Consider the following 20,435-nt stretch of genomic DNA (forward strand, 5'->3'; position numbering starts at 1 on the left):
TTTTGTCTATTTTATAAAAATTTACTATTTTGCATACTCTATAGCGCGAGTTTCTCTGATTACATTTACCTTTATTTGACCTGGGTACTCTAATTCTCCCTCTATTCTCTTCACAATATCCCTTGCCACCTCAATAGCACCTGTATCATCAATCTCTTCTGGTTTAATCATAATTCTAACTTCTCTTCCAGCCTGAATGGCATATGACTTTTCTACACCTTCATATGAATTTGCAATTTCTTCAAGCTTTTCTAAACGCTTAATATAAGCTTCTAAAGTTTCTCTTCTAGCTCCTGGTCTTGCCGCTGAAATAGCATCAGCCGCTTGAACTAAAACAGCTTCAAGTGATTGTTGTTCAACATCTCCATGGTGAGCAGCTATAGCATTTACAACTATTGCTGATTCATGATATTTTTTTGCAAGTTCTGATCCTATTAATGCATGCGGACCTTGAACTTCATGATCTACTGCTTTACCGATGTCATGTAATAAACCACATCTTTTTGCAACTGTTGGATCTATTCCTAACTCTGAAGCCATTAGCCCTGCTAAATAAGAAACCTCAATTGAATGTTTTAACACATTCTGACCATAACTTGTTCTGTACTTAAGTCTTCCTAATAGTTTTAACACTTCTATATGTAGACCATGTACACCTGTTTCAAAAGTAGCCTGTTCGCCTTCTTCTCTGATATCATTTTCTACATCCTTCTTAGCCTTTTCAACCATTTCTTCTATTCTAGCAGGATGTATTCTTCCATCAACTATTAATTTTTCTAAAGCTATCTTAGCAACTTCTCTTCTAATCGGATCAAATCCTGAAAGAATCACGGCTTCTGGAGTATCATCTATAATTAAATCTACACCTGTAAGAGTTTCAAGTGCTCTAATATTTCTACCCTCTCTACCAATTATCCTTCCTTTCATTTCATCATTTGGAAGTGAAACAACATGAACAGTAGATTCTGCAACATGGTCTGCTGCACATCTTTGTATAGCATAAGTTATAATTTCTCTAGCTTTTTTATCTGCTTCTTCTTTTGCCTTTTGTTCAACATCTTTAATCATGATTGCTGTTTCATGTCTAATCTCTTTTCTTACTTCCTCAAGCAAAACTTGCTTGGCTTCTTCTGAAGTAAGCTTTGATAATCTTTCTAATTCTTCTCTTTCTTTAGTATACAAATCTTGTATACTCGTTTCTAATGCCTCTACCTCTTGTTGCTTCTTATTAAGGGTATCCTCTTTTTTTTCTAATATTGCATTTTTCTTATCTAATGACTCTTCCCTTTGAATTACCCTTCTTTCAAGTCTTTGTACTTCATTTCTTCTTTCTCTAGACTCTCTTTCAAAATCCGTTCTTAATCTATGGACTTCTTCTTTAGCCTCTAGTATAGATTCTTTTTTTGTAGATTCGGCCTCTTTTTTAGCCTCCTCTATAATTTTTTTAGCATCTTCCTCAGACTTAGCAATATTAGCTTGTGATATATTTTTTCTAGTATAAATAACAACAAAAGTTCCAATTAAAATAATAATTAATAATCCTATTATAAACAATGCAGTCATTGTATATAAACACCTCCTTCTTCATTTTTAGTGCAATCTATTTTACTCCAAAATAAAAGTTAGAAAAGGTGTCATATTTTATTCAATTGGTAGCAATTATATTATGCTAAACCAGTATTTGTATTTATTTTATATTACTTTCTATATAATGTCAAGGTGATTAACATTTGCTAAAGAGTGCATAACACTAACCTTTACAAGGTTTTCATAGTGTCATTTTTATAATTTATTTTATTTTTTTATATTTTAAAATAATCAGGATATTATCTAAATTATAACCAAAATTCAATAGGTATATTCAAAGTCTTATTTTAAATATAATAATAATATTTTTTTTAATCTTGTAGTTTATAAAATACTTAACTGATACCAATTTACACCTTATTCTATGAATATTAACTTTCATTTAGAGACCTTGTATAGTTTTTTTATTGTTATAGCTGTTTTATATAAATAACCCTTAGAAAAACTATTCCTCATTAAGTATATATTATTAATATTAATATAAACAAGTATTTTAAATAAACTCTTTAATTTTTTTTTAATTTAACTAGCTTATATCTTTTTGGCATAAAAAAAAGGGGCTTTAACCCCTTGAATTTAAAAAATTTATTTTTTCACTTCTTTTTCTTCTTTTGAAGCCTTTTTTGATGAATTTGTTGATTCATTGTATAATGGCAAATCATATTTAGCTCTTATCTTATTTTCTATCTCTAACCTTAATTGAGGATTTTCTTTAAAATAGTTTTTAGCATTTTCTCTACCTTGTCCTAGTCTTACATCACCATAAGAGAACCATGCACCACTCTTTTGAACTATTTCTTCTTTAACGCCTATATCTAAAACATCACCCTCTTTAGATATACCTTCTCCATACATTATATCAAACTCTGCTTGTTTAAACGGAGGCGCCACCTTATTTTTAGTTATTTTTACTCTTGTCCTATTACCTAAAAATTCATCACCTTGTTTTATACTATCTATTCTTCTAACATCTAATCTCACAGATGCATAGAATTTTAACGCTCTTCCTCCAGGAGTTGTTTCTGGATTACCAAACATTATTCCAACTTTTTCTCTTAGCTGATTTATGAATACTGCTACACATTTAGATTTATTTATAGAACCTGCTAACTTTCTTAATGCTTGTGACATAAGTCTCGCTTGAAGTCCCACATGTGCATCACCCATTTCACCTTCTATTTCAGCCTTAGGCACTAATGCTGCAACAGAATCTACTACTACTATATCTACTGCGCCTGAACGCACTAATGCTTCTGTTATTTCTAATCCTTGCTCTCCAGTATCTGGCTGAGATACAATTAAATTATCAATATCTACACCTAATGCTTTTGCATAAACAGGATCTAAAGCGTGTTCTGCATCTATAAATGCAGCAACTCCACCAGCTTTCTGAGCTTCCGCAACAATATGTAAAGCTACTGTTGTTTTACCTGATGACTCTGGGCCAAAGATTTCCATAATTCTTCCTCTTGGAACACCACCTATTCCAAGTCCTATATCAAGTCCTAAACAACCAGTTGAAATAGCATCTATCTCTAACACACTATTTTCTCCTAATTTCATTACAGAACCTTTTCCAAATTGCTTCTCTATTTGAGTCATAGCCGACTCTAAAGCCTTAAGCTTTTCACTATTCATATCGCGCCACCCTTTCTAATAAAAATCTAATATATAAACTTAATATATCATACTAGCAATATTTTTTTACTTAGTTAAACAAGTATACATTTTAAAATAAATGTTGTCAATTTATTTTATCATATTATTATTATACTTAACATTATATATTTTTTTAATCATTTTTTTAACTATAGGGTTCCAAGTTGACTTTTAAAATTATCCATTCCAAAACTTGGATACCCCAAATAGTGAGACATGCTCTGAATCACTTGGAACTCAACACTATATTTTGTATAAAAATATTTTAAAGTTATTGAATAAATTTAAATTTGAGCTTGTTTCCCTATATATTTAACATAGTATTAAATAAAAAAACTAGTTAAAAACTAGCTTTTTTATCTGCAGTAAAATCATTTTCAAACTAAATCTGTTTTACTTCTCTGTATTTATGATATTTTTATTTTTTACGAAATAATCAATTCCTGAAATTAAAGTTATAATCACAGATAAAATCATAAACACTTTAGTTACAGCAATCAATATATTATTTGGAAAATTTAATGTTACTAAAGCTAATATTATAAAAGTCATTTGTACAACTGTTTTCCATTTGCCCCATTGACTAGCAGCAATAACTACTCCTTCTGAAGCAGCAACTGTTCTTAATCCAGAAACAGCAAATTCTCTAGCAATTATTACCATAACCATCCATGCTGGCATAATTCCTAATTCCACTAAAACTACAAGTGCAGATGTAACTAAAAGTTTATCTGCTAAAGGATCCATAAACTTTCCAAAATTAGTTATTTGATTTCTACTTCTTGCTATATATCCATCTAACTTATCTGTTATCGATGCAACTATAAATATTATAGTTGCAATAAATATGCCTATTTTAGTATTAAAAGCCATGAAAAATAAAAAAAATGGCACTAAAATCATTCTTATTATTGTAAGCTTGTTTGCAAGATTCATAAAACACAACTCCCACTAAATATTTTTAAAACTTAACTTTAAAGCTATTTTTCCAATACAGCTATTAAATCATACTCTAATGCTTTAATAATTTTCACTTTAACAAATTGACCAATTTTTAACTTTTCCTTAGATTCTATAAATATTTCCCCATCTACATCTGGACACATAACAGAGTTTCTACCTATATAGACTTCTCCATCTTTGCTTTCTACTAAAACATCATAGACTTTTCCAACTTCATTTTTATTAACTTCTTTAGATATTTTTTGCTGTGTTTGCATAATTTGATGATATCTCTCTTCCTTTATTCCTTCATCAATCTGATTATCCATTTCTGCAGCTACAGTATCTTCTTCTTGTGAGTAAGTAAATACTCCTAGTTTATCAAACTTTATTTCTTTTACAAACTCATTTAATTCATTAAAATCTTCTTCACACTCTCCAGGGAACCCTACTATAAGAGTTGTTCTTAAAACTACATCTGGTATTTGCTTTCTTAATTTTAGTATATTTTCAGTTATATTTCTTTTTCTTCCTTTTCTACGCATTGATTTTAATATATTATCACTTATGTGTTGTATTGGAATATCTACATATTTACAAACTTTATCATTAGTTGCAAATTCATTTATTATATCATCTGTAAGTTCTTCTGCATAACAATATAAAACACGTATCCATTTAATACTATTTATTTTAGATAATTCTTTTAATAAAATATGTAGGCTTTTCTCTTTATATATATCTATTCCATAACTTGTTGTATCTTGAGCTACTAATATTATTTCTTTATAGCCATTTATAGCTAATTCTTTTACTTCCGAAATTATATCTTCCATTTTTCTACTTCTATATCTACCTCTTATTTTAGGTATAGCACAATATGCACAGGTATTATTACAACCTTCAGCAATTCTTACATAAGCAGTTGTACTGCCAGTTGTAATTATTCTTTTTCCTACATTTATATTAGAATCACTATAATTTGTATATGCTATTTGTTTATTAGTTTTTAATACTTTTTCAACACTTTCAATTAATTTATCATAATCATTAACTCCTAATATAATGTCTAATTCAGGAATTAAATTTAAAAGTTCACTTCCATATCTTTGAATTAAACATCCAGTTGCTATTAAAACCTTACAATTTTCCTCTTTAAATCTTGACATTTCCAATATAGTATTTATAGATTCTTCTTTAGAACTTTCTATAAAACCACAAGTATTTATAATTATTATATCCGCATTTTCTGGTTCATTAACTACTTCATATTTTTCTTTTACTTTACCAACTATTATTTCAGAATCTATTCTATTCTTATCGCAACCTAAATTTACTACTCCTACTTTTAACTTGTTCATTTATTTCCTCCTGTTTATTATATATAATTGGAAGTTTTTCATTAGTTTTATAGTATAACACTTATATTTAAGAAGAATATTCTATAATTTTTCTTAAAGTTTAGAATATAATCATATTTGTACTAATTATAATATAGATTATTTAACCTAAATTCAATATTACAATTACATTATAACCTTATATTACAATTTTTAAAACATTTTATATTTCTTCCTTACTTAATAAAACTTGTCTTGGTTTACTCCCATTTCTCCCAGATATAATTCCGCGTTCTTCCATTTGGTCGATAATTCTTGCCGCTCTATTATATCCTATTTTTAATCTTCTCTGCAACAGTGACGTAGATGCTTGTTCTTCCTCAACTATTATTTTTATAGCTTCATTTAAAAGCTCATCACATTCACTATCTTGAGATGGTTTTATTCCCTCTTCTATTTGCTCAATTATTTTTTCCGAATACACATGTTCTTCAATTTGATTTTTTATAAAACTTACAACTCTTTCCACCTCTTCTTCTGATACAAAGGCTCCTTGTATTCTTAAAGGTTTAGATTCCCCAACTGGATAAAATAACATGTCTCCTTTTCCCAGTAATTTTTCTGCCCCAGATGAATCTAATATAGTTCTAGAGTCAATTTGGCTTGAAACTGCAAAAGATATTCTTGAAGGTATATTAGCTTTTATAACTCCTGTAATTACATCTACAGAAGGCCTTTGTGTTGCTATAACTAAATGCATTCCTGCCGCCCTAGCCATTTGTGCCAACCTTCCAATATAATCTTCAACATCATGCGGACAAACCATCATAAGATCTGCAAGTTCATCTATAATAATTATTATCCATGGAAGCTTCTCTTCTACGATTCCTTTAGATGCCATTTCATTATATCCTTCTATATTTCTTACTCCACTATCTGCAAAAATTTTATATCTTCTTGTCATTTCATTTACTGCCCAGTTTAATGCCCCTGCTGCTTTTTTAGGATCAGTTACTACTGGAATTAAAAGATGTGGAATTCCATTATATACATTTAATTCTACAACTTTAGGATCTATCAACACTAATTTGACTTCATCAGGTGAATATTTATATAAAATACTCATAAGTAATGTGTTTATGCATACACTTTTACCAGATCCTGTAGCTCCTGCAACAAGTAAATGAGGCATTTTAGTAAGATCTGATATAATAGAATTTCCTGCTATATCCTTTCCTAAACAAAATGCTAAATTTTTATTAAAATTATTAAATTCCTCAGATTCTATTACTTCTCTTAAGTATACCGCTGAAAGTTCTTTATTAGGCACTTCTATGCCAACAGCTGCCTTTCCTGGTATAGGTGCCTCTATTCTTACTCCTGAAGCCGCTAAGTTTAGAGCAATATCATCTGCTAAATTGACTATTTTACTTACTTTTACCCCTGCACTAGGTTGAAGTTCAAATCTAGTTACTGATGGACCTTTTGTGACTTGTGTAACCTTTGCTTCTACTCCAAAACTTTGCAGAGTATCTTGAAGTTTACTTGCACTATTTAAAAGTTCTTTTTTATCACCCTTTTTTAATTGACTTTGATCATTTTTATAAAGCAAACTAATATCTGGATTTTTATAATTTAAAATCTTATTATTATTAAAGTCATTTATATTTAATTCTTCTACTTTTTCCTCTTGACTTAAATTATATTTTTTTATTCCATGAAGGCTATTTTTTCCTTTTTCATCTGAATTTTCAAAAGCAAAATCTGTATTATCACAATTTTTATCTTCTTCTTTTAAAAATTCTATAATTTTTATTTTATTATCATCATTATTCTCTTTTTTATTTGTAAGGTCAAAAAATGGGTTATCTAATGATATGTCTTCTGTTACTGCAACGGTATCATTTATTGGTATATCGTTTTTTATAATTGTATTCTCAATGTTTTTATCTGAACTTTTAATTGTTGAACCGAAATTGGTAACCACATTTTTTGTGGTATGAATCATTTCTTTAATAGTACTATCTTTAATTAAAATTATTGCTAATAAATATACTGTTACAAATATAATATAACTTCCTATACTTCCTAAAAGTTTATATATTGGAAGAGTTATAAGATATCCTAGAACACCTCCATGAACTACAGTATAAGAATTATAAACTAACTTAAGACTTTCCATTAAGTTCCCATCTACATAATATTTAGGCAATGTAACCATTTGTACTATAAGAATAGTATCTATAATAAATAAAATTATTCCACAAACTTTTTTAGAAAAATCCATTTTGCCTTTAGTTATATAATTAAACCCTACAAAAATTAATATCAGTGGTAAGACATACGCTCCTATACCTACAATTCCAACTAATAAACTATAAAGAAATACTCCTAAAACGCCTGTAAAAGATTCTTTTTGATTAAAAAGAGTAGAACAAAGACTTAGCAATATTATTAGTGCTAATACTATTAATAATATTCCTTTCATTTCCTTACTCATAGATTTCGCTTGTTGTTTTTGTACTTTAGCTTTTGTCTTCTCTGACCTTTTTTTACCTTTTGTGCTACTTTTTGCCACTGTATCACCTCCGACATGATATATTTTAATTCTGTAACATAAGATAGAAACACAGTAATTAGATTTTTAAATACATATGTAAAACCTTTATTTTTAATTTAAAACTTATATTGATTACCATATACACCTATAGTATCCATTATAACCTTTTACAATATTTAAATCCATTTCATGAAATATTTTCATCTTATTCTTAAATAACATTATATATTATACTATATATATTTTATCTTTATATATATTTTTTTAAATGATATCATGTTTTTAATAAAAAATAATGCTTGTACATTTTTATATTAAAGTAAACTATTGATATAATTTACAAGTACTTTTGAATATAGGGTTCCAAGTTGACTTTTAAAATTATCCATTCCAAAACTTGGATACCCCAAATAGTGAGACATGCTCCGAATCACTTAGAATTCAACACTATATTTTGTATAAAAGTATTTTAAGGTTATTGAATAAATTTAAATTGGAGCTTGTTTCCCTATATAAACCACCTAATTTTAATTTCAAACTAAAAAATAGGTCAAAAGACCTATTTCAAGTTTGTTTTTATAAGCGCATTTAACTTATTTAAAGCTTGTGATATTCCACCAACTTCATCAATTAAACCACATTCTACAGCTTGTTTTCCTATAAGTATAGTTCCCATATCATTTAAAAGTTCATCAGTTTGAGCCATCAGCCTTCTTAATTCATCTTCTGAAATTTTAGATGTCCTAACTATAAACTCTACTATTCTGTCTTGCATTTTTCTAAAATATTCAAATGTTTGTGGAGCTCCTATAACCAAACCATTCATTCTTACTGGATGAACTATCATTGTTGCTGTAGGTGATATAAAAGAATAATGTGATGATGTTGCTAGTGGCACTCCTATAGAATGCCCTCCACCAATAACTAAAGACACTGTAGGTTTTGTCAAACTATTAATCATTTCAGCTATAGCAAGACCTGCCTCTACATCTCCACCTACTGTATTTAATACAACTAGTATACCCTTTACATTTTTATCTCTTTCCATTGCAATTAATTGTGGAATTACATGTTCATATTTTGTAGCTTTTGTTTGTGGAGATCCCACATTATGGCCTTCAATTTGACCAATTATAGGCAATACCTGTATACTTTCATCTACTTCTGGAACACTTTGAACCCCTAATTCCTTAATATTTTCAATATTTTCACTAGCTCTTATCTCATCTTCATTTTTTTCTACTTCATTTACAACATTCTTTGTTACTTCCTTTTCTTCTTTTTCTAAATTCATAAAACAACCTCCCTAAATGACATACTTATATTCTGTGCATTTAGGGACATGGTTATACTTATTGTTCTAAATTAAATTCTTTATGAAGGAGGTTTATAGCTGACTGTGTGTTTATTTCCTCTACTAAACACCAAATTGTCATATGCGAGTCTGCTGTTTGTAAAACCTCTATGTTTCCTTTCGTTAATGCCTTTAATATTCGTGCCATTACCCCTGGAACACCTTTCATTTTAGAACCTATTACAGCTATTTTACTGCAATTTTCTATATAAGAATACTCTAAGTTAATTTCTTTTAATATATATTTAAATTTATCTAAATCTTTACTTTCTATAGTAAAGATTTTTTGTTTCGGAAATACACTAATAAGATCTATACTTATATTTTCATTTGCTAAAATTTCAAATAAATCTATATATTCTTCAGTTCCATTGTGACTTACTGTTATTTGTACTCTATCTTTAATATGTGTTATCCCAGTAATAATACTGCTAGATAAATCACAAATTTCATTTGATATTGTAGTTCCTTCACAATCACTTAATGTATTTTTGATAACTAATGGGATCCCATATTTCTTTGATATCTCCACAGCTCTTGGATGTATAACTTTTGCTCCTTGATCTGCAAATTGAAATACCTCATCATATCCTATTTGTTTTATAAGGGCAGCTTCAGAAACTATTCTTGGATCTGCAGTCATTATTCCATCTACATCTGTATATATATGAACTTCCTTAGCATTTAACCCCGCTCCTAAAATTGCACCAGTAACATCGCTTCCGCCTCTCCCTAATGTTGTTAAATATCCATCTTCTCCAATTCCTTGAAATCCTGCAACAACTGGCACAATTCCTTTTTCTAACAGCTCAAGTATTCTCTTAGACTCAACATTTAATATAGTTGCATTTCCATAAGTATTATCTGTTTGTATTCCTGCAAGTCCTCCTGTTAATGGAACAGCATTAATATCCTCATTGTATAATTCGTTACACATTACTACTGTACTTATTATTTCTCCACACCCTAAAATAGCATCTGTCGCTAACAAATTGCTTCTTTTAAATTCATCATCTAATAATTGAAGTAATGTGTCAGTTGCATAGTTATCTCCTTTTCTTCCCATAGCAGAAACTACAACAACTGGACTATACCCATTTTCTATAGCAGATTTAACCTTTTTTACAACTAATTTTCTATTATTTTTACTTGAAACAGAAGTTCCTCCAAATTTTTGCACTAGTATCTTCATTAATACACCCCCGTTATATATGAGACCTTTTTAAAACTTCATCTTCTACATCAATTATTATAGTTCTTGATCCAATCTTCTTCACATGTTCCCATGGTACTTCCATAAGTCCATTACTTTTTAAAAAGCTAAATCCAGATTTATTTTCATTTAATAATAATAATTTTAATACACCTTGTTCATCTATAACAATATCGTTATTAGCTAAAAAATTGTATTTATCTCCGTCATTGATATTTATAATCTCATATCTCTCCATTTCACTTAAATATTTAATATTTTCCTCCATAGTTACCCCCCATTTCTTTTATGTGTATAAAGATAACTATGACTGTGTCTTTATATTTATGATATAAATTGTCTATTATTTTTCTATATTAAGTACATTTTCTTTATAACATTCATTTAATACATCTATATTCTTACCTACAAATGCTGCATTAACAACACCCTGTTTGAATGTTTTTTCTAGTACTCTCTCCACACTATCCATATCTATTTTATCAATTTTTTTTATTACATCCATAGGTGTATTTATTTTATTTTGAAACATAACGGATTTTCCATTACTAAACATTCGGCTACTAGTACTTTCTAATCCTAATATATAATTTCCCTTTAATTGTTCTTTAGTTTTAGCTAATTTATTATTATCTATTTTCTTATTAGCAAACTTATATATTTCACCCCTTATTGACTCTATAGCATGTTTAGCATGTTTAGGATTTAATCCAGCATAAACATTAATTAAACCATTATTAACATGTGAAGTCATATACATATATACTGAATAGCATACACCTAATTCTTCTCTTATTTTCTGAAATAATATAGATGATGCACCTCCACCTAAAATGTTAGATAATAATATAGATGTATACAAATCGTCATCGCCTACTTTAAATCCATTCAATCCCAAATTTATATGGAGTTGTTCTATATCTTTTTTTCTAAAACAATTGTTTTTTAAAATTTTTGGCGTTGAATATAAAGTTATATTTTTATTTACTGATTGCCATTTTCCAAAATAATTCTCTACTAATTTTTCTATATTTCTCATGTCTATTCTTCCACATATAGATATTACACAGTTTTCTGGTATGTAATGCGCTTTAACATACTCTATTAATAAGGCTTTACTAAATGATTTTACAGTAGACTCGTTTCCTAAAATAGGAAGTGACAATCCATCGTCTCCCCAAGCAGCCTTCGCATGTAAATCTGCAAGTACATCTTCCGGATTATCTTCACTCATATTTATTTCTTCTATTACAACACCTTTTTCTTTTTCTATATCATCTTCATTAAATAAACTATTAAATAACATATCAGATAAAATTTCCAACCCAAGATCTAAATGTGTATCCAAAGTTTTTATATAATAGCAAGTAGCCTCTTTACCTGTAAAAGCATTTATTTGACCACCTACATCTTCAATTTCTTCTGCAATTTCTTTAGATGTTCTATTTTCTGTGCCCTTAAACAACATGTGTTCTATAAAATGCGATATTCCATTATTGCTTAAATTTTCTTTCCTTGATCCATTTTCTACCCATAATCCTATAGAAACTGAATTAAAGTGCTCAATATTCTCAACAACTACCCGTAATCCATTATTAAGTCTAAATAAATTATACATTTTCTTCTCCTTGTTGAAGGTATTTTTAAAATTTATTATAAATATAATCTATATTTTGGTAAAAATCAATATAAACAATTTTATTTTTATATTTAATTTAAATCCTCTGTTATACGTTCTTATACTATTATTTAAAATAATAGCACTATATATACCTATAAAAAACATTATATACTTTACTTTTTAAAATTTAAATGTAATCACATATATAAGAGTACATTTATAATAAATTTTAATTCAACTTTTTTGTTTAACTATATAATTGCATAAAAAAATAAAAAGGCAATAAGCCCTTCTATTTATAATTACTTCTCTTCGTTATTACCCTGAGTATCTTTAATTGCATCTTTTCTTGAAAGATTAATTCTTCCTTGGTTATCTATTTCAGTAACTTTTACCAAAATCTCATCACCAACTGATACAATATCTTCTACTTTGTTTACTCTTTCTGCATCCAATTTAGATATATGAACTAAACCTTCTTTTTTAGGCATAATTTCTACAAATGCTCCAAATGCGGCTATTTTAGTTACTTTACCTAAATAGATTTCACCAACTTCAACTTCTTTAGTTATATCTTTTATCATCTTTACTGCTGCATTAGCACTTTCACTGTCATTAGACATTATAACTACTTTACCATCATCATTAGTATCTATTTTTACCCCTGTGTCAGCAATAATTTGTTTTATTGTCTTTCCACCAGGTCCTATTATATCTCTTATCTTATCTGGATGAACAGTAATACTATACATTCTCGGAGCATACTGAGATAACTCTTCTCTTGGCTCTGGTATACAAGTTTTTATCTTATCTAAAATATAAAGTCTAGCAATTTTAGCTTTTTCTATAGATTGTCTTATACAATTTTTAGATAAACCTTTTATTTTTGTATCTACTTGTATAGATGTTATACCCTCTTCAGTACCAGCTACTTTAAAGTCCATATCTCCAAAGAAATCTTCTATTCCTTGAATATCAGTTAAAACTTCTTCTTCACTTAAATCTTCACTAGTTATCAATCCCATTGCTATACCAGCTGCTGGTCTTTTTATTGGAACACCTGCATCTAATAGTGCTAATGTACTACCACATACACTTGCTTGAGATGTTGAACCGTTTGAACTTAAGACTTCTGAAACTAATCTTATAGTATACGGGAACTCTTCTATTGAAGGTATAAGTGGTTCTAAAGCTCTTTCAGCTAAAGCTCCATGTCCTATTTCTCTTCTTCCTGGTCCTCTTAATGGTCTAACTTCTCCTACGCTATAAGCTGGGAAATTATAATGGTGCATATATCTTTTGAATTCTTCTTCACCTAAACCATCTATTATTTGAACGTCTCCTAAAGCTCCCAATGTAGCAACGGTCATAACCTGAGTTAATCCTCTTGTAAATAATCCTGTACCATGGGTTCTAGGTAATATTCCTGTTTCACAGCTGATTTTTCTTATTTCTTCAAAGCCTCTTCCGTCTGGTCTTCTTCTTTCTTTTAGTAACATATTTCTTACTACTTCTTTTTGAATACCATATATAACTTCAGCTATATCACTCATTTTATCTTCATATTTTTCACCAAAGGCTTCGTTTATTTTTTCTTTAATTTCAGAAATTTTTACATTTCTTTCATCTTTATCAGTGATATACATAGCTTCTTTTAACATTTCGAAAGAAAATTCTCTTATATCTTTTTCTAAACTTTCTTCTACTTTATGAAGTTCTGGTGTAATTTTTTCTTTTCCAAACTTAGCTCTAGCTTCCTCTTGGAATTTTACCATTTGTTGACATTGATCAAATCCATAATTTATAGCTTCAATCATAGTCTCCTCTGGTATTTCATCTCCACCAGCCTCTATCATCATAACTCTATCTTTTGTAGCACAAACTGTTAATGATAATGAACTTTTTTCTCTTTCAGTTACTGTAGGGTTTGTTACAAATTCTCCGTCTATAAGTCCTACTGAAACTGTTCCTACTGGATCTACAAATGGAATACTTGATAAATATAATGCAGTTGATGCTGCATTCATCGCTAAAATATCTGGAACATTATCTTGCTCTACAGATACTACAGTACAAACAACTTGAACATCATTTCTATATCCCTTTGGAAATAAAGGTCTTATAGGTCTATCTATAGCTCTACCATTTAATACCGCTTTTTCCGAAGGCTTACCTTCCCTTTTTATAAATCCTCCTGGAATTTTTCCTACTGAATATAATCTTTCTTCATATTCAACACTTAGAGGGAAAAAGTCTATTCCTGCTCTAGGTTGTTCTGATGCATTTACATTAACAAGTACAACTGTGTCTCCATAATTCATGAAGAGCGCACAATCGGAAAGCATTCCTACTTTGCCATATTCAACCTTCATTTGTCTTCCTGCCACAGTAGTTTCTAATGTGTGAATCATTTGTTTGCCTCCTTTCAATTATTATAATTACTATATTATTTGTAACTATATTATTTGTTTTTTTCATTTACCTAAAATAATAGAGCGGCACAGCCGCTCTAATTATTTTCTTATTCCTAACTCAGCTATTAAAGCACGATATCTTTCTATATCTTGCTTCTTTAAGTAGTTTAAAAGACCTTTTCTTTGTCCAACCATCATTAGTAGACCTCTTCTTGAATGGTGGTCTTTTTTGTGAACTTTTAAGTGCTCAGTTAATTCTTTTATTCTTGCGCTTAATAAAGCCACTTGAACTTCTGGTGATCCTGTATCTCCTTCTGTTCTTGCGAATTTAGCTATTATTTCTTGTTTTCTTGCCTTATCCATGTGTAAAACACCTCCGATTGTAATATCCCCTTATTCCAAGTAGCCCGTTGGCAATTCAGTAAACTTAGCATAAGGTTCAAAGAAATTATATCAAATAAAATTATCTTTGTAAATTATTTATTGCTAATTTATATTTATATTTAGTTTTATACTTATATTTTTGACAAATTCTTTATCTTTATTCAATTGATTTACCAAATCTTCTATTATATTGAATCTTTTTTCTTCTCTAATTTTATGTACAAAATATAATTCTACAGATTCACCATAAATTTCTTTATCAAAGTCAAAAATATTTGTCTCTACGCTAAGATTTTTTCCATTAACTGTAGGATTAAATCCTATATTAGTCATAGCATGATACACGTTACCTTTATATCTTACTAATGTATAGTATACACCTCTACTAGGTAATATTAATTTGCTATCATACTTTAAGTTTATAGTAGGAAACCCCATTATTTTACTGCCTATTTGTTTTCCTTTTATAACATTACCTGAAATTGAGTATGTTCTTCCTAGCATTTCATTTGCTTTTTCTAGATTGCCTTCTTTTATATATTTTCTTATTTTAGAACTGCTAATTACCTCATCTTCTATTTTTACTGGCTCAACTATACAAAGAGAAAAATTTAATAATTTACTATATTTTTTCAATAAATTAACATCTCCTAAATTTTTATATCCAAATTTATAATTAAATCCTACAACTATACCTTTTACATTATAAGTTTTAACTAGTTTTGTTATAAATTCTTCTGGAGATATTTGCATAAGTTTTTTGTCAAAGGTCATAAAATTCAAAATATCTAATCCTAAATTTTCTAGCACCTTAATTTTATTTTTATTATCCATAATAAGTTTAGGTGCTATAACACTATTTATAGTTACTAATGGATGAGGATAAAATGTACAGACCATTGACTTTGCATTTTTACTTTTATTGCTTAAATTAAATTTTCTAGTCATTTCAATTGTTTGCTCTACTAGTTTTTGATGCCCCAAATGTATTCCATCAAAACTCCCCAATGCAACAAAAGTATCTGTGTTTATTTTTTCAGAAAAATTATCCCTCAATACTTTCATACATAATACCTCTAAATTAAAATTTTTATTAATTTAAATCCTATCTCTGTTTTCCTACCTATTGCTATTAAATCATTACTTTCATTATAAATTCTATGTATTTTAAAATCTTCAATATTATCAATGAAACTTCTATCTTTTACAGCAACACCATTTAAAAGTAATTTTTCAAATTTATTATTTACTATTAATTTAGGATAATCTAAAAATGCATTTTCAACTGGAACAATATACTGCTCTACATTGTCTTTATGTAAATCTTTTATATTTATACTATTTTCTTTAGTAAATCTACCAGTTGATGTTCTTTCTAAATCTGTCATAACTGCACCACATTGCAATTTTTCTCCTATATCATAGCATAAACTTCTTATATATGTCCCTTTAGAACATCTTACTTTAAATGTTGCATATGGTATATCTATATTTTCTATAGTAATATCATGTATTTTTACATCTCTTGCTGCTCTTTCTATTTCTATACCTTGTCGTGCTAATTCATAAAGTTTCTTTCCATTAACCTTTAATGCAGAATACATAGGAGGTACCTGTTTTATATCCCCTTTAAAAGAGTTTATAGCAGTTCTTACTTCATTTTCTGTAACATTTACTTCAAATGTTTTTATTACTTTACCTTCAACATCGTAAGTATCTGTTACTTCTCCAAGTTTTAGTGTAGAAACATACTCTTTTGTACCTTCCATTATATAATCTATTATTTTAGTGGATCTTCCAAAACATACTGGTAAAACCCCACAAGCTTGTGGATCTAAAGTCCCACAATGACCAACTTTCTTTTCTCCCAATATTTTTCTTAAATCCCTTACAACATCAAAAGAAGTCATATTTTTAGGTTTATAAATATTTAATATACCACTTTTTTTATTACTAAAACTCATTTATATCAACTCTTTTTCTAATATAGCTATTAATTTTTCTTTAATTTCTTCCATAGTAGATTCATAGTAAAATCCTGCTGCTCTAACATGTCCACCGCCATTAAATTCTTCTGCAATTTTTCTTACGTCCACTTTTTCCTTTGAACGCAAACTTACTTTAACCCCATTATCTGCCTCTTTTATAAGAGCAGTAACATCTGCACCCTTTATTTTAGTTCCAAAAATCAATAAATCCGATGTATCACTTTGTTCTAACCCAAGAGATTCTAAATCTGTTTTGTTTAAGTACATAAATACTGCATTATTTTCACATTGCATTTCCATTTTATCTATAACTTTTCCATACAATTTTACTCTATTAAATTCTTTGTTATCAAAAATTTTTCTATGAATTTCACTAAAATTTAAACCATTTTCTATAAGATAACCTGCAATTTCATGAGTAACTTTTGTTGTGTTACTATGTCTAAAAGATCCTGTATCAGTAAGTAATGATGTGTATATTCCCGCTCCCATGTCTTCTGTTATATGTATTTTAAGCATTCTTATAATGTTAAATACTATTTCTCCTACTGCCGCAGACTCAATACTTACATAATTAATATCTCCATACATTTCATTGGACATATGATGATCTATATTAATTATTGAATATTTTCTATTTTCAAAATCCAATTCTGCATTAATTCTTTTTTTGTCTCCACAATCTAAAACTATAACTAAATCAATATTTTCTTGTGGTTTATATTCCTCTATGTTAATTTCTTCAGCTACTTTCAAATAAGAGAAAGTATTTGGTATTTCTTCTTTACAAAGCACTTGCACATTTTTATTTAAACTTTTAAGCGCTAACATTAATGCTGTTGCGCTTCCTAGGGAATCTCCATCTGGTGATACATGGAAAGTAATAGCTATGCTATTACTTTCCATAATTTTTTCTACAACTTTTTCTAAATTCATACTAACTATTTCTTTATTTTATCAAATAAAGATTCTAGATGCATTGCTTTATCTAGTGTTGTATCTAATTCTATAATCACCTGTGGTACTTGTCTTAACTTAACATTTTTCCCTATTTCTTTTCTTATAAATCCAACTGAACTTTTTAATGCTGCAAGTGAGTCTTGTTTTTCTTTTTCATTTCCAAAAATACTAACATATATTTTAGCATAGCTTAAATCTTTACTTACGTCTACATCAGTTACGCTTACCATTGCAGTTAATCTAGGATCTTTTATTTTATTTTGTATGGTATTACTTACGTCTTTTTTTATTTCTTCGTTTATTCTACCGCCTCTATAATTTGCCACGTAACTCACTCCTTAAACTATATTTGTTTTGGTTTAATTTCTTCCATGATGTATGCTTCTACTATATCTTCTTCTTTAATATCATTGAATTTTTCTACGCTTAAACCGCATTCAAATCCTGAAGCTGCTTCTTTAACATCATCTTTAAATCTCTTTAATGAAGCTAGCGTAGATTCAAATATAACTACACCATTTCTTATAACTCTAACACTAGAGTTTCTTGTAATTTTACCATTTAATACATAACATCCTGCTATAGTACCAATGTTAGATATTTTATATACCTGTCTTACTTCTGCTCTACCTTGGATAACTTCTTTATATTCTGGATCAAGCATTCCAAGCATAGCTGCTTTTATGTCTTCAATAGCATCATATATTATTCTATATGTTTTTATTTCAACACTTTCTTTTTCCCCAGCAGCTATAGCATTGTTATCTGGTCTTACATTAAATCCTATTATTATCGCATTTGAAGCTGTTGCTAATGTAACATCTGTTTCTGTTATAGCTCCAACCCCACCATGTATTACTCTTACTTTTACATTGTCTGTTGAAAGTTTTTCTAAAGATTGTCTTATAGCTTCTACTGAACCTTGAACATCAGCTTTAACTATAACACCTAGTTCTTTAACTTTACCTTCTTGTATTTGACTATATAAGTTTTCCATTGAAACCTTATTAGAAGCTGTAAAGCTTTCTTGTCTAATTTTTTCTTTTCTATTATCAGCCATATTTCTTGCAGTCTTTTCATCTTTAACTACATTAAATCTATCTCCAGCTGCTGGCACTTCAGATAATCCTAAAATTTCTACTGGTATAGATGGTCCGGCTGATTTTATTTTCTTTCCTTTATCATCTATCATAGCTCTTATTCTACCGTAAGTAGTTCCAACTATTATAGAGTCTCCAACATGTAATGTTCCATTTTGAACAAGTAATGATGCTACTGGACCTCTACCTTTGTCAAGTTTAGCTTCAATTACTGTACCTTTTGCTCTTCTATCTGGATTTGCTTCTAATTCTAACATCTCAGAAGTTAAAACTATCATTTCTAATAGCGTGTCTAAACCTTCTCTAGTATGTGCAGATACAGGTACACAAATAGTATCTCCACCCCAGTCTTCCGCTACTAATCCATGTTCTGTTAATTCTTGTTTAACTCTATCTGGGTTTGCTGCTGGTCTATCCATTTTGTTTATAGCAATAATTAGAGGTACTTCTGCTGCTTTACAGTGGTTTATAGCTTCAATTGTTTGAGGCATTATTCCATCATCTGCTGCTACTACTAATACAACAACATCTGTTATTTGCGCTCCTCTTGCTCTCATAGCAGTAAAGGCTTCATGTCCAGGAGTATCTAAAAATGTTATTTTTTGACCATTTACATCTACAGTATAAGCTCCTATGTGTTGAGTAATTCCTCCAGCTTCTGTAGCTGTAACTTTAGAATGTTTTATAGCATCTAAAAGTGATGTTTTACCATGGTCAACGTGACCCATTATTGTAACAACTGGTGGTCTTTTTTTCATTTCTTCATCTTCTAATTGAATGTCTTCAACTTCTATTTCTTCACCTAGTTTTCCAGCTTCTTCTTCTTTTAATACAGCAAATGCACCAAACTTTTCTATTACTTTTTCAGCTATGTTAAAGTCTATTTCCTGGTTCATATTTGCCATTACACCTAAAAACATTAGTTCTTTAATTACTTCAACTGAAGATTTATTTAATTTTTCAGCTAAATCTTTAACAACTATAGTGTTTTTAATTTCAATAACTTCATCTACTGAATCATCGTCTTCTGAATCGTCATCTCTACCATCTCTATTTTTGCCTTTGTTTTTGTTTTTCTTTTTGTTTAATTTATTAACACTTTCATTTTCTATATGTTCATAAATTTCAACTATGTCGTTTTCTTTTGACTTATTCTCAGCAAAAAGTTCCTTAATTAATTCAGCATCTTCCTCATCTATGACACTCATATGATTTTTTGCTTCAACACCAAATTCTTCAAAAAGAACCGTTATTAATTCTTTACTTGAAACACCTAATTCTTTAGCTAATTCGTATATTCTTGTTTTCGCCAA

Annotated in this window: 16 protein-coding genes; all 16 read right to left on the minus strand. The window is 28.9% G+C overall.

From position 1 onward, the window contains the following. Positions 1–24 precede the first annotated feature (24 nt). On the minus strand, positions 25–1,563 hold the full coding sequence (gene rny / locus AZI32_RS06250; protein ID WP_061995016.1) for a ribonuclease Y: 1,539 nt from the start codon (positions 1,561–1,563) through the stop codon (positions 25–27). 609 nt (positions 1,564–2,172) lie between these two features. Beyond that, positions 2,173–3,225, minus strand: coding sequence for a recombinase RecA (gene recA, locus AZI32_RS06255; RefSeq protein WP_061995017.1), 1,053 nt, complete (start codon positions 3,223–3,225; stop codon positions 2,173–2,175). 414 nt (positions 3,226–3,639) lie between these two features. Further along, positions 3,640–4,182, minus strand: coding sequence for a CDP-diacylglycerol--glycerol-3-phosphate 3-phosphatidyltransferase (gene pgsA, locus AZI32_RS06260; protein ID WP_061995018.1), 543 nt, complete (start codon positions 4,180–4,182; stop codon positions 3,640–3,642). Positions 4,183–4,226: 44 nt separating this feature from the next. Beyond that, positions 4,227–5,549 carry a 30S ribosomal protein S12 methylthiotransferase RimO gene (gene rimO / locus AZI32_RS06265; RefSeq protein ID WP_061995019.1) on the minus strand — a complete coding sequence of 441 codons (1,323 nt, stop codon included), beginning with the start codon at positions 5,547–5,549 and terminating at the stop codon, positions 4,227–4,229. Between the two features lie 202 nt (positions 5,550–5,751). Beyond that, positions 5,752–8,106, minus strand: a complete 2,355-nt coding sequence (locus AZI32_RS06270; RefSeq protein WP_082761158.1) for a DNA translocase FtsK — start codon at positions 8,104–8,106, stop codon at positions 5,752–5,754. Positions 8,107–8,647: 541 nt separating this feature from the next. After that, complete coding sequence (locus tag AZI32_RS06275; RefSeq protein ID WP_061995020.1) at positions 8,648–9,382, minus strand: ATP-dependent Clp protease proteolytic subunit; 735 nt, start codon at positions 9,380–9,382, stop codon at positions 8,648–8,650. A 58-nt stretch (positions 9,383–9,440) separates the two neighbouring features. After that, the gene (dapG, locus tag AZI32_RS06280) at positions 9,441–10,634 is read right to left on the minus strand and encodes an aspartate kinase (RefSeq protein ID WP_061995021.1); all 1,194 of its coding nucleotides are present in this window, start codon (positions 10,632–10,634) and stop codon (positions 9,441–9,443) included. A gap of 13 nt (positions 10,635–10,647) precedes the next feature. Beyond that, on the minus strand, positions 10,648–10,923 hold the full coding sequence (locus tag AZI32_RS06285; RefSeq protein WP_010292723.1) for a YlmC/YmxH family sporulation protein: 276 nt from the start codon (positions 10,921–10,923) through the stop codon (positions 10,648–10,650). Positions 10,924–10,998: 75 nt separating this feature from the next. After that, positions 10,999–12,273, minus strand: a complete 1,275-nt coding sequence (locus AZI32_RS06290) for a pitrilysin family protein (protein WP_061995022.1) — start codon at positions 12,271–12,273, stop codon at positions 10,999–11,001. 305 nt (positions 12,274–12,578) lie between these two features. Beyond that, positions 12,579–14,687: a polyribonucleotide nucleotidyltransferase gene (locus AZI32_RS06295; protein ID WP_061995023.1), complete on the minus strand. Its 2,109-nt coding sequence runs from the start codon at positions 14,685–14,687 to the stop codon at positions 12,579–12,581. Between the two features lie 102 nt (positions 14,688–14,789). After that, a complete protein-coding gene (rpsO, locus tag AZI32_RS06300) occupies positions 14,790–15,053 on the minus strand; it encodes a 30S ribosomal protein S15 (RefSeq protein ID WP_010292729.1) in 264 nt (87 codons plus the stop codon). A 123-nt stretch (positions 15,054–15,176) separates the two neighbouring features. Further along, positions 15,177–16,139 (minus strand): bifunctional riboflavin kinase/FAD synthetase, encoded by a 963-nt coding sequence (locus AZI32_RS06305; RefSeq protein WP_061995024.1) that lies wholly within the window; start codon positions 16,137–16,139, stop codon positions 15,177–15,179. 11 nt (positions 16,140–16,150) lie between these two features. After that, positions 16,151–17,038, minus strand: a complete 888-nt coding sequence (gene truB / locus AZI32_RS06310) for a tRNA pseudouridine(55) synthase TruB (RefSeq protein ID WP_061995025.1) — start codon at positions 17,036–17,038, stop codon at positions 16,151–16,153. Then, entirely contained in the window at positions 17,039–17,998 is a 960-nt protein-coding gene (locus AZI32_RS06315; protein ID WP_061995026.1) for a bifunctional oligoribonuclease/PAP phosphatase NrnA, read from the minus strand. 5 nt (positions 17,999–18,003) lie between these two features. Then, entirely contained in the window at positions 18,004–18,348 is a 345-nt protein-coding gene (gene rbfA / locus AZI32_RS06320; RefSeq protein WP_010292736.1) for a 30S ribosome-binding factor RbfA, read from the minus strand. Positions 18,349–18,365: 17 nt separating this feature from the next. After that, positions 18,366–20,435 carry a translation initiation factor IF-2 gene (gene infB / locus AZI32_RS06325; protein WP_061995027.1) on the minus strand — a complete coding sequence of 690 codons (2,070 nt, stop codon included), beginning with the start codon at positions 20,433–20,435 and terminating at the stop codon, positions 18,366–18,368.

Source organism: Clostridium sp. ATCC 25772, assembly GCF_001573875.1.
In the GTDB taxonomy this organism is placed as follows: Bacteria; Bacillota; Clostridia; order Clostridiales; family Clostridiaceae; genus Clostridium_J; species Clostridium_J senegalense.

Coding starts and splice junctions, on each gene's coding strand:
- pgsA (WP_061995018.1), bottom strand. CDS start 4,182: ATGAATCTTGCAAACAAGCTTACAATAATAAGAATGATTTTAGTGCCA.
- truB (WP_061995025.1), bottom strand. CDS start 17,038: ATGAGTTTTAGTAATAAAAAAAGTGGTATATTAAATATTTATAAACCT.
- AZI32_RS06315 (WP_061995026.1), bottom strand. CDS start 17,998: ATGAATTTAGAAAAAGTTGTAGAAAAAATTATGGAAAGTAATAGCATA.
- rpsO (WP_010292729.1), bottom strand. CDS start 15,053: ATGGATAAGGCAAGAAAACAAGAAATAATAGCTAAATTCGCAAGAACA.
- dapG (WP_061995021.1), bottom strand. CDS start 10,634: ATGAAGATACTAGTGCAAAAATTTGGAGGAACTTCTGTTTCAAGTAAA.
- AZI32_RS06305 (WP_061995024.1), bottom strand. CDS start 16,139: ATGAAAGTATTGAGGGATAATTTTTCTGAAAAAATAAACACAGATACT.
- recA (WP_061995017.1), bottom strand. CDS start 3,225: ATGAATAGTGAAAAGCTTAAGGCTTTAGAGTCGGCTATGACTCAAATA.
- rimO (WP_061995019.1), bottom strand. CDS start 5,549: ATGAACAAGTTAAAAGTAGGAGTAGTAAATTTAGGTTGCGATAAGAAT.
- AZI32_RS06295 (WP_061995023.1), bottom strand. CDS start 14,687: ATGATTCACACATTAGAAACTACTGTGGCAGGAAGACAAATGAAGGTT.
- AZI32_RS06290 (WP_061995022.1), bottom strand. CDS start 12,273: ATGTATAATTTATTTAGACTTAATAATGGATTACGGGTAGTTGTTGAG.
- AZI32_RS06275 (WP_061995020.1), bottom strand. CDS start 9,382: ATGAATTTAGAAAAAGAAGAAAAGGAAGTAACAAAGAATGTTGTAAAT.
- rny (WP_061995016.1), bottom strand. CDS start 1,563: ATGACTGCATTGTTTATAATAGGATTATTAATTATTATTTTAATTGGA.
- AZI32_RS06285 (WP_010292723.1), bottom strand. CDS start 10,923: ATGGAGGAAAATATTAAATATTTAAGTGAAATGGAGAGATATGAGATT.